The organism is uncultured Campylobacter sp., assembly GCF_944323605.1.
Classification (GTDB): Bacteria; Campylobacterota; Campylobacteria; order Campylobacterales; family Campylobacteraceae; genus Campylobacter_D.
Window position 1 is genome coordinate 66400 of the sequence record NZ_CALUTC010000006.1, and the last position, 15207, is coordinate 81606.

Below are 15207 nucleotides of genomic sequence, written 5' to 3' on the forward strand. Positions count from 1 at the left end.
TTATTTTAGAGCTTTGGCTTCATCTCTTAGAAAGATACTTAAGCTTCTTGCTATTTCATCTAGCATTTCTTTGTATTTGTTTGGCTTAAAACTAATGTCTAAATTTAAAATTTGGTCTTTTATGATTGTTTTTTGTTTTGTATCCAAAATTTTAAATCTTAATTTTATATTTAATATTTTATATTTAAAAAATAAAAATTCTTCATCCACAAGCTTCATATCATCAAATGCAAGAAAAATAAGGTATTCAGGTATTTTCAAAAATGTTCTTTCAAGACTTGGTTCATATATAAGCAAAGATGAAATATCAAAGATTTTGTATTCTTTGTCTTTAGAGATATTTTTAAAATTTATTGGATGTTGATAAAGTACATTATTTTGTTGGTTTAAAAGCTCTAAACTTCTTTCGTTTAATATATTTGCTATCATTTTTTCAAAGCTTTGCTTTATTATATCATCTTTGTTTTCAAAAACTATCTTATCATTATAAGCAGCAAGTATGATAAAATCTTTTTTTGTATCATCATATTCTACATATAAATGATCTTTTACTCTTTCTATGGAGCTATCAAAAAGCGGCTCTTCATCGTCTATATTGTTTAAATTTACCTGTTTTAGGTCTATGAGTTCAAATTTTTGTGGGTTTTCAAGCTTTATTATAATATGTTCTTTTGAAAAAATAAGCGAAGTTAAAATAAACAAAAATAATACTATCTTCATAGTATAACTTCTTTTAGGTATTCTTTTTTAGCTACCGCTATAAAAGATGGGCATAAAAAGCTTTCTTTGTTGTATTGCAAAAATGTTTTATCGAATTTAAGCATCAAGCCAGAGTTTTGATTTACTAAAAAATCTCCAGCAGCTATATCCCAAGAATTTAAAGATTCAAAGCGGCAGTAAAGTCCAGCTTCACCTTCTAATAATGCTGTAAATTTCAAAGCAGAGCTTATTTTTATAGTTGTTAAAGAATTTTTTTCTAAAAATTCTTTATTTCTAGCATTTGGGTGATGGACGCTGATTAGGGCTACTTTTTTATTTTTTTCAAATTTGTCTTTATCTATTTTTAAAATATTTTCATTTTTATACACAGGGCTTTCTTTGTGTGCGTAAAATATTTCCTTCGTGCTTGGTTTTTGAATGAGTGCTAAAATAGGTCTTTGCTTTTCTATCAATGCTATTAATACACAGTATTCATCACTACCATTTATAAAGCCTTTAGTTCCATCAAGTGGATCTACCAACCAAAATCTTTCTAAATTTTTCCTAACATCAAAAGACAAAGGGCTTTCTTCGCTACAAATTTTTATATCACTTTTTCCTAAAATTTCATTTATGATTTCATTTGCAGCTACATCAGCAGAGCTTAAAGGACTATTATCATCCTTTTTCCAAGTGTTTAGATTTTCTTTTTCTCTTAATATAGCGTCAGAAGCTTTATTAGAAGCTTCTAAAGCTAAACTTAGCAAGGAGTCTAAATTCATATTTTACCTTGATATGAAAATTATCCTTGCAATTTTAGTAATTTTTTTTAAACTTTTGGTTTATCACCTATATAAAGTTGTCTTGGACGGACTATTTTTAAACTTGCTTGTTCTTTTAGTTCTATCCACTGTGCTATCCACCCAGGAATTCTTCCTATCACAAAGAGAACCGCAAACATTTCGTTTGGTATGCCTAAGGCTTTTAATATAAGACCACTGTGAAAATCAACATTAGGATACAGATTTCTTTGCACGAAATAATCATCATTTAGTGCTATTTCCTCTATTCTAGAGGCTACTTTGATTAAATTTGTATCTATACCTATCTCGTCTATTAGTTGGTCTCTTAATTTTTTAAGAACCTTTGCTCTAGGATCAAAATTTTTATAAACCCTATGCCCAAATCCCATAAGTCTAAATGGATCGTTTTTGTCCTTAGCTTTTTTGATATATTCATCTACTCTATCAACTGTGCCTATAGTTTCTAGCATTCTTATAACACCTTCATTTGCTCCACCATGAGCGTGTCCCCAAAGTGCTCCAATACCAGCACTTATACAAGCGTAAGGGTGAGCATGAGTCGAGCCAACAGCTCTAACTGTCGAAGTAGAAGCATTTTGTTCATGGTCTATATGAAGCATAAAGACTGTATCTAGAGCTTTTACTTCTATTGGTTTTAGCTCAACATGATCGTAAGGATATGTTCTTAGCATATATAAAAAGTTTTCTGTAAAACCTCTATCTAGATTAGGATATGCTGCTGGAAAACCGTGTTTGCATCTATACGCAGTAGCTGCTATAGTAGGAATTTTGGCTATTATCCTTGCTGCCATTTCCATATATTCTTCTTTTAAATTCATATTTAAATGATCAGGATAAAAAGTAGATAAAGATGAAACAGCTGCTTGTAAAACAGCCATAGGATGAGCGTTGTCTGGAAAGGCATCAAATAATTTTTTCATACCCTCGTGTATAAAAGAACGTTTTTTAAGCTCGTATCTAAACTCTTCCAGTCTTTGTGTGCTAGGAAGCTCCTTGTATAGTAATAAATGCACCACATCTAAAAAAAGCTTGTTTTCAGCCAACCATTCTATAGGATAGCCTCTATGCATCAATAAACCTTTTTCACCGTCTATATATGTTATATCTGATTTACATGTTGCGGTTGAGGTTAAACCTTCATCATAAGAAAACATTCCAGTTTGTTTGTAGAAACTAGACATATCCACTACACTAGGTCCAACCGTCCCATCATATATAGGAAATTCATAATTTTTGCCGTTCCTATTATCCGTTAGTGTTACTGAATTTGACATCTTATCCTCCTGCTATTTATTTTTATCTTACCTATTGTAACACATAAAAGCTTTTTATTATAAATTTTAAAAGCAAGAAAGCTTTTTATTTTAAAAAATGTATGAAAAAGTAGCAAAAAATTTAAAGAATATTAATAAAGGCTATTTTTAGAACTTATTTTTGTTAATTTTTATAATTAAAGAGTAAATTTAGGTTAATTAAACATTAACACAAATTAAAAAAAGTTTAAAATTATATTTTATATAATCTCATTTGTGATTTTTGTAACAAGGAGGAAGTTTGGAGAAAGATAAAAAAGTAAGTGTATTTTTTACATTTTTTATAATCTTGCTTTTTGTATTCTTTGCACTGGGTTTTTACACCTTTTATAATGCTAAAGGCATTTCGTATTTTTCTGATTCTAGTGAAGCCTGTAATAATTGTCATATAATGAATGATGTTTATGCTGATTATTTAAAATCTTCACATTCAAAGAAAATAGCGGGTCAGCCTAGAGCAAGTTGTGGGGACTGTCATTTACCACACGGTTTTGTTGATAAATGGATAGCAAAGGCACAAAGTGGCGTAGGACATGCTTATGCTTTTACTTTCAAATTAGATGAACTTCCTACAAATTTAAGTGCAAACGAAAAGAGCAAGGATATAGTTCAAGCAAACTGTATATCTTGTCATTATGAAATGGTTTCAAATGTTATAAACCCAACAACCAATCCACACGGTGATAATTCTTTAAAATGCGTATCTTGTCATCAAGGTGTTGGACATAGTAGAGGATTTTAATATTTTTAAGGAGATATGATGAGCAAAAAAGGTTTAAGTGTAGCAATTGTAGTGTTGATAGTATTGATAGCTGGGGTTTTATGGCTAAACAATGATATCACGCAGAAACAAAATGAGGGCATAGGTGGAACAATCTCTAAAAATTTAGTTGAATTAAGTGATGATAATCCAACTTTTGATCATTGGGGACAAAATTTTCCTGACTATCTTGACATGTATACAAAGGTGGAAAAAGAAGTCCCATTTAGCACAGAATTTGGTGGAAATTTAGCTTATTCTAAGCTTATTAGATACCCACAACTTACTGTGCTTTGGGCTGGATATCCTTTTTCTATAGATGCAAATGAAGAAAGAGGGCACTTTTGGATACAAGTAGATCAAATGGATACAGCAAGAAACAATAAAGACTTCTTAAATTCTCATGGTTTTGCAGCATTTGCGGGACAACCAACAGCGTGTATGAATTGTCATAGCGGATGGTCTCCTTGGTTGCTTGAAAATGTAGCAAAGGGTGATTGGGTAGCTTTTAACTCTACTAAGTATTGGACTATGATAAAAAATGTTCCTGCTGTAAATGGTATAGTTGAAAATTCTCCTGAACATAGTGGTCCTCACGGTGGTAAGAGAATGGGCGTTACCTGTGCTGATTGCCATAATCCTGATGATATGAGCTTAAGACTTAGCAGACAAGCAGCTATTGATTCTTTGGTTATGAGAGGTTATGAAAAAGACCCTGTTCAAGGTATAAAAGCTAGCAGAGAGGAAATGAGAAGCTTAGTTTGTGCACAGTGTCACGTAGAATATTACTTTAAGCCTACCGGAGAAAAAGTTAAGGTAATGGGTGAAAGCATAGCAAATGATACTAGTAAAAAGTGGTATAATGGCACACAAAAAACTTATGATGAATTTGATAGCTGGAGAGATGGTAACTCGCCTACAGAGATAGAAGCAGATGGTATAGTGTTGCTTTTCCCTTGGGCTGAGTGGAAAAAAGGGCAACCTTTTAGAATAGAAATGTTTGACGATTATTACGACAAAATCAGAGATAAATTTCCTTCAGATTGGACTCATAAATTAAGTGGTGCGCCTATGATAAAAATTCAACACCCAGAAACAGAGCTTTATAGTGGAGGAGTTCATGCTGCAAACGGTGTTAGTTGTGCTGACTGTCATATGCCTTATATAAGAAAAGGTGCTAAAAAATTAAGCCAACACAATGTAACAAGCCCACTAGCTGATATAAATTCGGCTTGTAAAACCTGCCATACTCAAAGCGAGGAATATTTAAAGGGTCAAATTGCTGATATACAAAATTCTGTTGCTTACGATTTGAGAACAGCAGAATACGGCATAGTAAGTCTTATAACAGATATTAAAAAGCTAAGAGATGCTTTAGGAGAAAAACCTGAATATCAAAGTGAAGGTAAAGCTGATGTTAAAAAGATAAATTTAGCTCTTAATGAGGTTTTAGAGCTTCATAGAAAAGCGCAGATTAGAGCAGATTTTGTCGGAGCTGAAAACTCAACAGGCTTTCACAATCCAAGAGAAGCTTCAAGAATGCTTCTTCAAGCCATAGATATGGCTAGAACCGGACAAAGCAAACTCGTTGAAATAGCTTCTGCAAATGGAATTGCTAACTTTAAAACATCTAATTTAGGTTTTGAAGATATTCAAAAGCTTAATCCTGGTGAAATTCGCTATAAGGTTGATTTAAATGGCAAAAAAGCTGGAGATAGATATTATGAGCACGATAATGTAAATGGTAATCCTCCTGCTGCTTCGTTAGAACACGACAAAAACATCAAACCTTATAATTATCAAATCATTGATAAAAAATGATAAAATGGGCTTTTTATAGCCCATTTTTTTAATATTCTTTTTTTGCATTTTATATACATTTTTTAATTTAATCTTTTTAAGATAAAATAATAAAATAGATATTTTATAGATAAACTTATCAAAAAACTTGTATTATTTAAGGAAATTTTATGTATGTTTTTCCAGATGATTTAAGCGGCATTAAAAATGTAAGCTTATTTAAAAGAAATAATTTTGTATTTGCTAAGTATATACAAGAAAAATCAGGCTTTTTTCAAAAAGTAAAAACAAATATGCATTGTTTTGTTTTGGTAAAAAATGGTTCAAAGATAGTGCATAGTCAAAATGGAGATTATGAGCTAAAAACGGGAGATGCTTTATTTTTAAAGGCTGATAAGCATATATTTAGTAATATAAAAACGCACAAAAGAGCGTATGAAGCCATTTTGCTTTTTTTTGATAATAATATCTTGCTTAATTTTGCAAAATCTCATAAAGATAAATTAGAACAATGTGAGGCTAAATGTGATATTTTTAAGATAGAAAGAAATGATTTTTTAAATTCCATAATAAATAGCTTTGAAATTTATATAGATAATTTTTTAAACGATATATTGCTTTTGCATAAGATAGAAGAGCTTTTTTTATATATACTTTTAAGAAATAAGCTAGTTTTTTCATCGTTTTTAATGGATATAGTAAGAGAATTTGAAATGGACTTAAACACCATTTTTACTTGTTGTGATTCAAGTTTTGCAACCGTTGCTGATATGGCTAATTCCGTGAATATGGATAATGCAACATTTACTAGAAAATTTAGAACTATTTTTGACAAAAGCCCTAAAAATTGGCTTGATAACAAGAGATTTGAAAAGGCTTTATTCTTGCTTGAATATACCCCAAAGAATATAAATGAAATTTGTTCTGATTGCGGCTTTTCTTCTGTTTCTTGGTTTATAGAAAGATTTAAAAAGAGGTTTAATACAACTCCAAAACAGTATCAAAAATCAAAAAACTTGTATTTTTTAGCATAAAAATTATACTAAAAAAAATAATATTTTAATATACTTTCTACATATCAAAAAGAAAGGAACAGTATAATGTTAAAGAAAATTTTATTAAGCACTGTTTTGAGTGCTGCTTTAGCTACAAGTGCTTTGGCTGAAGATATAAGTGGCTTTTCTAATCCAGAAGGAAGCTTAATCACAGCAGATGCTGTATATATAAGCAATTTAGGTGAGAAGCTTGACCCAATGGCTAAGGATAAAGATGGTTTTATATCTAAGCTAGATAAAAATGGCAAGATTGTAGAAGCAAAATTTATAAGTGCTAATCTCAATGCCCCAAAAGGTATGGCAAATGTTGGAAATACGCTAATAGTTCTTGATATAGATAGAATTGTTGCTTTTGATTTGAAAACAAAAAAAGAACAATTTGTTGTTGATGTAAAAGGTGCTGTGTTTTTAAATGATATTGCCTTGATTGACAATAATACAGCTTTTGTTAGCGATACAGGCACAGGTATCATACATAAATTTGATATAAAAGCTAAAAAGATAGAGAATTTTGTTACTTTAAACAAAGAATTTATGGGACCAAACGGACTTTTGCTTAGCAAAGATAAAAAAACTCTTTATACAGCTACTTATGATGCAGCTGGAAAAGAAAAGGGTAGATTAGTTAGTGTAAATTTAGAAGATAAGAGCCAAAAATCTCTAAGCGAGCCTCTAGGAGCTCTTGATGGCATAGTTTATGCTAAAAATGGAGATATATTTTTTTCTAGCTGGGAAGATGGCAAAAATGGCGTAATTTATAGGTATAATAGCAAGGGAAAAGTTAGCAAGGAAAAATTAAAACCTATGGCTGGACCTGCTGATATGAGCACAGACGGCAAGGTTCTTTACATACCTAAAATGGTAGAGTCAAAGGTTCTTAAAATAGACTTACCTTAATTTTTAAAAGCAAATGGTGGCAAGATAAACCACCATTTGTGCTATTTTGATACTAAATTTGGCAGAAAGAGTGAAATTTCAGGTATATAAGTAATCAATACCAAGCCAAGTAGCAATACCATAAGCCAAGGTATAACAGACACCGTAACATCTTTTAAGCTAAGTTTAGTTAAAGAGCTTGCAACAAATAAATTTAAACCTACAGGCGGCGTTAGCATACCTATCTCCATATTTACTATCATAACTATACCAAAATGTATAGGATCTATACCAAGTTGAATTGCTATAGGTAGTAAAAGTGGCGTCATTATCATAACAACAGAGCTTGGCTCCATAAACTGACCCATTACAAAAAGCACTAAATTTACTAGTATTAAAAACATCCACCAGGTCATATTTATAGATACTAGGTATTCTGTTATCATATGAGGAATTCTCTCGCTTGTTAAAAAATGTGCAAAAACCACAGCAAAGCCTATAACAAAGAAAATCATCGCAGTAGTTATGGCAGCGTCTAAAAATACATCATATAAATCTCTTAATTTTATATCCTTATAAACAAAGATAGAGACGATAAAAGCATACACAGCCGAAATTCCAGCAGCCTCAGTAGCGGTAAAAATTCCAGCATAAATCCCGCCAATTACCACAACTATGATAAGCAAAGCCCAAAAAGCTTCTTTAAATTTAAGCCATCTTTCTTTAAAAGATGCTGGAGCACTCGATTTAAAGCCAAGTTTTTTAGCCCCAAAATAAGCGTAAAGCATCATCATCAGACCTATCATTAGACCTGGCACAACACCAGCCATAAAAAGCTTCTCTATAGATACTTCCGCAGTTACCCCATAAACTATCATAACAACAGAAGGTGGTATGAGAATTCCAAGACTTCCAGCAGAAGTTATAGCACCTACTGAATAGCTTTTTGGATAGCCAGCCTCCTTTAAAGCTACAAACATAACAGAACCAATAGCCACAACAGTAGCAGGAGAGCTACCACTAACAGCTGCAAAGATGATACAAGCTAAAATTGCACTCATAGGAAGTCCGCCCGGTAGGTGTCCTACTATGCTTTTAGCAAAATCAACTATCCTCTTAGCAGATGAGCCCTTGCTCATTAATGAACCTGCTAATATAAACATAGGTATAGCCATCAATGCTGGTTTTAATCCTGATATCATAGTTTCAGGCACTGCTAAAATATCGTGCGAGCTGAAAAAAATCATAGTAACTACAGCTGAAACACCCAAAGATATAGATACGGGAACTCCTATTAAAAGTAGTGAAAAAAGCAAAAGCATTAATACCAAAACACTCATCTTTAATCCTTTACAACCATATCGTGTATCATTTCTGCTTCTGCATTTTTAACCACATATTTAGAATCAGTCCAAGATATCTCATAAATTTTTTCTATCGACCTATAAGTAGCTCCTAAAAAAGATATAGGCAGACAAAGCAAGAAAAAATATAAAGGCACAGAGTGTAAAGCTTCGCTCATATAGCCCATTTCCCTATTTAAAATACACACTTCTACACTAGCATAAAACATATACCCTAAAAAAATAGAATTTAAAATGTGTGCAAAAAGAACACAAGCTTTAGCAAATGCTGGCGGAAACATTTCTATCAGCGTTGTTACGCTTATATGAACGCCCTTTCTAAAGCCATATGCAGCACCAAAAAATGCAGACCATAAAAAGCAGTATCTAGAAACTTCTTCAGCCCAAGTAAGAGAGCCTATATCAGGGTAAAATGTAGCTATGTATCTAACGGATACATTAGCAGCTGTTATTATCACGCCAAGTGCCAAACCTATAACAGCTACGTTTTTATTAATTGAAGCTATAATCTTATCTAGCACCTGAAAAAAATGATTCACAGCCTTGCTTTTGTGAGCCCATAAAAATGGGCTTTGTAATATCAATAAAAATTTTACCATTTTAATCACTTCGTATTAAGTGTTTTTTCTATCAAATCTTTGCCTATTAGGTCATAAAACTTAGGATAAATTCCAACCATCAAATCTTGCCACTGCTTTTTTTGCTCATAATTAAGTTCAAAAATTTGAGTGCCTGTTTTATCATCTTTTTTGAGTTTATCAAGAAGCATTTCTTCTTCTTTTGCACTCTCTTCTCTTTCATATATAGTAGCTTCTCTCATAGCCGTCTTTACAACTTCTTGCAAGTCGCTAGGAAGTTCTTGCCAGAATTTTTCACTAGCCACTACTAAATATCCTAAATATCCGTGATTTGACATAGTTATAGAACTTTGAACTTCATAAAATTTAGAATTATAAAGATTTGATAGCGGATTTTCAGCTGCATCAACAACACCTGTTTGAAGTGCAGAATAAACTTCGCCAAAAGGTAAAACTTGAGGTATAGCTTTCATAGCCTTAGTTTGTTCCTCTAAAACCTTAGAACTCATAATCCTCATTTTTTGACCCTCTGCATCGCTTGGGACTATTATAGGTTTTTTATTTGTGCTAAATTGTTTAAAACCAGCATCCCAATAATCAAGTGCTATATAACCTTTAGCAGATATGATGTCTTTTAAAATTTGTCCAACTTCTCCATCCATAACATTGTGTAAGTGTTGTGTATCTCTAAAAATAAAAGGCACATCCCAGAGGTTAAATTCCTTAGCTATTGGTGTAAATTTAGAAAAAGACGGTGCCGCTATTTGCACGTTATTTCTTTTAAGCTCTTGAAACACCTTATCATCATCTACAAGTTGAGCCGAAGGAAAAACATGCACTTTTATTCTGCCATTGCTGAGCTCTTGCACTCTTTTAGCAAACAAATCAGCAGCCTTACCTTTTGGCGTATTTGCACTTACAACATGTGCAAATTTTATTTCATAAACCTTGTTTGAATCTGCATTTGTAGTGTTATTTTCGCTTTTGCTATCAGAACAAGCAATGAAAGTAAAACCAACAAAGGCAATAGTCGCTAGTATAAGCTTTTTCATTTTTTATCCTAAAGTTAGTGTTTTCTAAAAAATTAAAATAATAAATCCAAGTGTAAAATGCAAAAATAGAATTTAACTCTTTTAGATTTTGTATTATTTTAATAATTTAGCTTTTAAATTATATAAATTTTTTCTTTAAAAGCAAATAAAAATTTAAAATATTTTTGTGCCTTTGTTACAAAAATAAAAATTATATTTAGCTAAAAGAGCAAATAATGTTATAATTTAATGCATTAAAAGTAAAGTTTGTTTTATGGATAAAGAATCTTTTATAATATCTGCTTTTTTGAATAATAAAATAAATGGTGATGACGGAGCTATTTTTGGGGATTGGTGTTTTTCAAAGGATTTATTCTTTGAGGATGTGCATTTTAAAAAAAAATGGCTAAGTTTAGAGCAAATTGCTCAAAAGGCTATGTTGGTTAATATTTCAGATTCTATAGTTATGAATGCAGAGCCAAAATTCGCCCTTTTGGGGCTTTCTTTACCCAGTGATTTAAGTTTTGGTGATATAAAGGCTTTGCAAAATGGATTTTTAAAGATTGCAAAAGAGTTTAACATACAGATTATAGGTGGAGATACTATAAATTCTGATAAAATAACTATTAGTATAAGCTTGATTTCTAAAATTAGAAAAAAGGCAATTTATAGAAAAGGCTTAAAACAAGGTATGTTTTTGGCATATACAGGCATTTTAGGTCAGAGTTTAAAGGGATTAAAAAATTTACAAGCTGGTTTAAAGCTTCACAAGAATCACCGTTTTGTAAAGCCGCTGTTAAGGGCGAATTTTTTTTATGAAGCAAGCCCTAATATAATATGTGCTATGGATATTTCAGATGGGCTTAAAAAGGATATGTCAAGAATGTTAAGCTTAAATATTTTGGATATAAAACCATTAAAAAAACTAAATAAAATAGAGCTTTTAAGTGGGGAAGAATATGAAATTTTATTTGCCTTTTTGCCAAAATATAAAAAAAAGATTGAAAATTTAGCAAAAAAACATAGGATTAAGATAAATATTTTTGCAAAAACAAAAAGAGGAAGATATAAATTTTATGGAAGAGAACATCACTTTTAAGAATATTCCAAGCTTAAGTCACGAAAAAATAGAAGTGCATTTTAGTAAAAATAGCAATGATTTTGTTGTCAGAGAACAAGCTTTATATGAATTTAGCGGTAATGGAGAGCATTTAATAATCCATATTTGCAAAAAAGATTTAAGCACTGTTGAGGCTCTTAGAATTTTGAGCGAATTTAGCGGGGTTAAATTAAAAGACTTTGGTTACGCTGGACTTAAAGACAAACAAGGACTCACATTTCAGTATATTTCTTTGCCTAGAAAATTTGAACAAAATTTGAATAATTTTTCTCACGAGAAGCTAAAAATTTTAAATAAATTCTATCATACAAATAAAATAAAAATAGGGCACTTAAAGGGCAACTCTTTTTTTATAAGATTGAAAAAAGTAAATAAAATCAATGCACTAAAGATAAAACAAGCTTTTGAAACAATTAATAAACAAGGTTTTGCTAATTATTTTGGCTATCAAAGATTTGGAAAATTTAATGATAATTACAAACAAGGTATTGAAATTTTGCAGGGAAAAATAAATATAAAGAATAAAAAAATTAATAATTTTTTGCTTTCATCTTTTCAAAGCATACTTTTTAATGCTTATCTTAGCAAAAGGCTAGAGCTTTGCCATTTTGTAAATACATTTAACAAAAAAGAATTTGCAAGTATTTTTAAGCTGGGAAAAGATGAGGTAAATGAGATTTACAAACAAGAGCATTTTTTTAAACTTTTAAAAGGAGATGTGCTTTGTCATTATCCTTTTGGTAGAAATTTTTTTTGTGAAGATGTAGAAAAAGAGTCTGCTAGATTTTTTACAAGAGATATAAATGTAACAGGGCTTTTGCTAGGTAAGAATGCTATGAAAAATAAAGATTTTGCACTTGTTTTAGAAGACGAAATATTTACACCTTATTACGTTTTTAATCCTAGCTTAAATGGTTCAAGAAGATTTTTATGGTCTTATTTAGAGGAAGCAAATCTTTCATATGATGAGGAAAAAGCACAGCTTTGCCTTGAATTTTTTTTACAAAAAGGTTCTTACGCAACTACTGTTTTAGAAGAAATTTTACATTAGCAACAACGATTTACCCCGCCATTGTATCTAGATTCAAGTGCTTCTTTAAAAAATTCTTTGCGACTTAAAATTTCTCTTTCTGGATGAACGGTTTTCATATGTTCTACATACTTATCATAACTAGGCATACCAACTAGCAAATTTATAAATCTATCACTTCTTTGATATAGCCTTTTAAGCTTATCAAAAATACTTTCTTCTTTTTGGGTTACAAGCACAGGCAATGTGTTTGTGCGTTTTACTAAGGCTCTTGACATAACTATCCTTTCATCAAAAAGGGGCTTTTGCCCCTTTTAATATTTTAGTGAGGTTGTTTTAAAATATTTTCATATTTTTTCATATCTTGCTTAGGTTCTTCTCTTAAAGGGAAGGCTTCAGCTTTTCCTACAAATGTTAGATAGCAAATTTTTATAGTTTCAAATAGCACTACAAACACAACTATCATAAAAAATCCACAAAGCACAGCGTCAAGTATATTGTTGTGTATTATTGTATTTGCCTTATTTATCAAAGCCTCATTATTTGCTAGTATAGCTTCTTCTTTCTTTTTGAGCCAAATTTGTGCTGTAGCAACATGAGAAACTGTATCGTGAATTTTATCTCCATTTGCAGGTAGAAGTTTTTGAAAACTTGCGTAAAGTGTTGTAAGCAAGATCCAAAATGCTGGAAGTATAGTAACCCAAGCATATTTCATTTTACCCATTTTGAAAAGCACAACGGTTCCAAGTAAAAGAGCGATTCCAGCTAACATTTGATTTGCTGCACCAAAAAGAGGCCAAAGCGTAAAAATTCCACCCATTGGGTCTATTGTTCCTTGATAAAGCAAGTATCCCCAGCCGCAAACACAAATAAAAGATGCCACGATGCCATAAAAATAATTTTTTGTATCAGCCATAGGTTTAAATACATTGCCTAATATATCTTGTATCATAAATCTGCCCGTTCTTGTTCCTGCATCAACTGCTGTTAATATAAATAATGCTTCAAACAATATGGCAAAATGATACCAAAAAGCCATAGCTTCAGGACCACCTGCTATTTTATGTAATATATATGTTAATCCTATGGCAAAGGTTGGAGCACCTCCCGTTCTAGATAAAACGGTGCTTTCTCCTATATCAGAAGCTACTTTTGGTATTAAAGCTTGATAATCTGTATTTAAAGCAGTTGAATCAAGAGCAAAACCTGCGGTTTGTAGAATTTGCTTTAAATTTGCTTCAACGGTTGCTAAATTTACACTAGCTGCATTAGCTGCGGCAGGATCAAGCGTAGCAAGTGGCGAATTTATAGCAAAATAAAGCCCCGGCTCTAAGATACAAGCAGCTATCAATGCCATTATACCAACCAAACTCTCCATAAGCATAGAACCATACCCAACGGCTCTTGCGTGGCTTTCTCTTTCTAGCATTTTTGGGCTTGTGCCTGATGAGATTAAGGCGTGAAAGCCTGAAACCGCACCACAAGCAATGGTAATAAACAAGAAAGGAAAGATAGAACCAGCAAAAACAGGTCCCGTTCCATCAATCAAAGATGTAACTTTTGGCATATAAAGCTCTGGATTTATCCACAAAATTCCAACAGCCATTATCACTATAACGCCTATCTTTAGGAATGTGCTTAGATAATCCCTTGGTGCTAACAAAAACCACACAGGCAAGACTGAGGCTATGAAGCCATAGGCTATAACTATAAGAGCTAGTGTTTTTCTATCTAGTAAGAAAATATTGTGCCAAGGATGCGTTGGATCTGATATAGCATGTCCATACCAAAGAGCTATTAGAAGTAAAATAAAGCCTATGATACTAGCTTCTCCAACTCTACCCGGTCTTAAAAACCTCATATAAATTCCCATAAATATGGCTATTGGTATAGTCATTGCTATGGTAAATAAACCCCAAGCAGAATCAGCTAGTGCATTTACGACAACCATAGCTAAAATAGCTACTATGATAAACATTATAAATAAAATTCCTATCATAGCAAATCCGCCGGTTATCTTACCCATTTCATCTTTTATCATCTCACCTAAAGAACGACCATTTCTTCTAACTGATATAAAAAGAACTGTAAAATCATGCACAGCACCAGCTAATACAACGCCTACAAGTAGCCAAATCATACTAGGCAAATATCCCATTTGTGCCGCTAGTATAGGACCTACTAATGGTCCAGCTCCTGCTATAGCTGCAAAGTGGTGTCCAAATAACACTATCTTGTTTGTAGGCACAAAGTCTTTGCCGTCATTATTGATTACAGCTGGAGTAGCCCTTGTATCGTCTAGTTCAAATACTTTTTCAGCTATAAATTTGCTATAAAATCTATAACCTATCATATAAATACACACAGAAGCTATTACTATCCAGGTGGCACTTATAGTTTCACCTTGATTTAATGCTAAAATACCAAAATACCAAGCTGCCACAACAGCTACTAAAACCCAAAAAATTTGGCTTAAAATTTTACTCATATGGATATTCTCCTTGCGAATTTAACTCGATTTTAAGTAAAAAATATTAAATATTACTTGAAAATTAAAAAATATAACTCTTTTTTAAAAAGAAGTGTTACAAATTTACTTGTTTTATGCTAAGAAGTATTTTTTAGACATTTGTTTTGTATTTTCACTTTCCTTCAAATGTTTTCTTTAACTTGCACTTTATTTTTTCCCTTCTTTAAACTCCCTCTTTATCCTACGCACATCTTTCATAAATCTTATATATTTCAATGCCCCCCCCC

The 15207-nt window shown here is 31.8% G+C and carries 14 protein-coding genes; 6 read left to right on the forward strand and 8 right to left on the reverse strand.

All coding sequences use genetic code 11. The features are described from left to right. The 3 genes from Q0J35_RS05010 to Q0J35_RS05020 are packed head-to-tail and all read right to left on the reverse strand — an operon-like array spanning position 1 to position 2797. Positions 1–720 carry a hypothetical protein gene (locus Q0J35_RS05010; protein ID WP_297193709.1) on the reverse strand — a complete coding sequence of 240 codons (720 nt, stop codon included), beginning with the start codon at positions 718–720 and terminating at the stop codon, positions 1–3. Further along, the gene (locus Q0J35_RS05015; RefSeq protein ID WP_297193711.1) at positions 717–1481 is read right to left on the reverse strand and encodes an inositol monophosphatase family protein; all 765 of its coding nucleotides are present in this window, start codon (positions 1479–1481) and stop codon (positions 717–719) included. Before Q0J35_RS05015 ends, Q0J35_RS05010 begins: the two co-directional genes overlap by 4 nt. A gap of 47 nt (positions 1482–1528) precedes the next feature. Continuing rightward, positions 1529–2797, reverse strand: a complete 1269-nt coding sequence (locus tag Q0J35_RS05020) for a citrate synthase (protein WP_297193713.1) — start codon at positions 2795–2797, stop codon at positions 1529–1531. Positions 2798–3077: 280 nt separating this feature from the next. Between Q0J35_RS05020 and nrfH the strand changes: the two genes are divergently transcribed. The 4 genes from nrfH (at position 3078) to Q0J35_RS05040 (ending at position 7348) form a co-directional block, all read left to right on the forward strand. Beyond that, positions 3078–3578: a cytochrome c nitrite reductase small subunit gene (gene nrfH, locus Q0J35_RS05025; RefSeq protein WP_297193715.1), complete on the forward strand. Its 501-nt coding sequence runs from the start codon at positions 3078–3080 to the stop codon at positions 3576–3578. A gap of 18 nt (positions 3579–3596) precedes the next feature. Then, on the forward strand, positions 3597–5417 hold the full coding sequence (locus Q0J35_RS05030; protein ID WP_297193717.1) for an ammonia-forming cytochrome c nitrite reductase subunit c552: 1821 nt from the start codon (positions 3597–3599) through the stop codon (positions 5415–5417). Positions 5418–5566: 149 nt separating this feature from the next. Further along, positions 5567–6430, forward strand: coding sequence for a response regulator transcription factor (locus tag Q0J35_RS05035; protein WP_297193719.1), 864 nt, complete (start codon positions 5567–5569; stop codon positions 6428–6430). A gap of 66 nt (positions 6431–6496) precedes the next feature. Further along, on the forward strand, positions 6497–7348 hold the full coding sequence (locus tag Q0J35_RS05040; protein ID WP_297193721.1) for an ATP-binding protein: 852 nt from the start codon (positions 6497–6499) through the stop codon (positions 7346–7348). A gap of 41 nt (positions 7349–7389) precedes the next feature. Here Q0J35_RS05040 and Q0J35_RS05045 read toward each other — a convergent pair whose 3' ends face one another. Genes Q0J35_RS05045 through Q0J35_RS05055 form a run of 3 tightly spaced genes read right to left on the reverse strand, consistent with a single transcriptional unit; the run spans position 7390 to position 10321 of the window. Beyond that, a complete protein-coding gene (locus Q0J35_RS05045) occupies positions 7390–8667 on the reverse strand; it encodes a TRAP transporter large permease subunit (protein WP_297193723.1) in 1278 nt (425 codons plus the stop codon). Between the two features lie 2 nt (positions 8668–8669). After that, the gene (locus tag Q0J35_RS05050) at positions 8670–9290 is read right to left on the reverse strand and encodes a TRAP transporter small permease (protein WP_297193725.1); all 621 of its coding nucleotides are present in this window, start codon (positions 9288–9290) and stop codon (positions 8670–8672) included. A 5-nt stretch (positions 9291–9295) separates the two neighbouring features. Continuing rightward, on the reverse strand, positions 9296–10321 hold the full coding sequence (locus tag Q0J35_RS05055) for a DctP family TRAP transporter solute-binding subunit (RefSeq protein ID WP_297193728.1): 1026 nt from the start codon (positions 10319–10321) through the stop codon (positions 9296–9298). Between the two features lie 253 nt (positions 10322–10574). On the opposite strand from Q0J35_RS05055, the gene Q0J35_RS05060 reads away from it, so the two are divergent. Together Q0J35_RS05060 and truD are read left to right on the forward strand one after the other, a co-directional pair. Beyond that, positions 10575–11399 (forward strand): thiamine-phosphate kinase, encoded by an 825-nt coding sequence (locus Q0J35_RS05060; protein ID WP_297193730.1) that lies wholly within the window; start codon positions 10575–10577, stop codon positions 11397–11399. Then, positions 11368–12471 (forward strand): tRNA pseudouridine(13) synthase TruD, encoded by a 1104-nt coding sequence (gene truD, locus Q0J35_RS05065; RefSeq protein ID WP_297193742.1) that lies wholly within the window; start codon positions 11368–11370, stop codon positions 12469–12471. The genes Q0J35_RS05060 and truD overlap by 32 nt, the downstream gene beginning before the upstream one ends. On the opposite strand, the gene kcuS is transcribed toward truD, so the two are convergent. Both kcuS and Q0J35_RS05075 read right to left on the reverse strand, forming a co-directional pair. After that, entirely contained in the window at positions 12468–12662 is a 195-nt protein-coding gene (gene kcuS, locus Q0J35_RS05070; RefSeq protein ID WP_297193744.1) for a KCU-star family selenoprotein, read from the reverse strand. The genes truD and kcuS overlap by 4 nt on opposite strands. Before the next feature lie 110 nt (positions 12663–12772). Beyond that, entirely contained in the window at positions 12773–14938 is a 2166-nt protein-coding gene (locus tag Q0J35_RS05075) for a carbon starvation CstA family protein (protein WP_297193732.1), read from the reverse strand. Positions 14939–15207 lie beyond the last annotated feature (269 nt).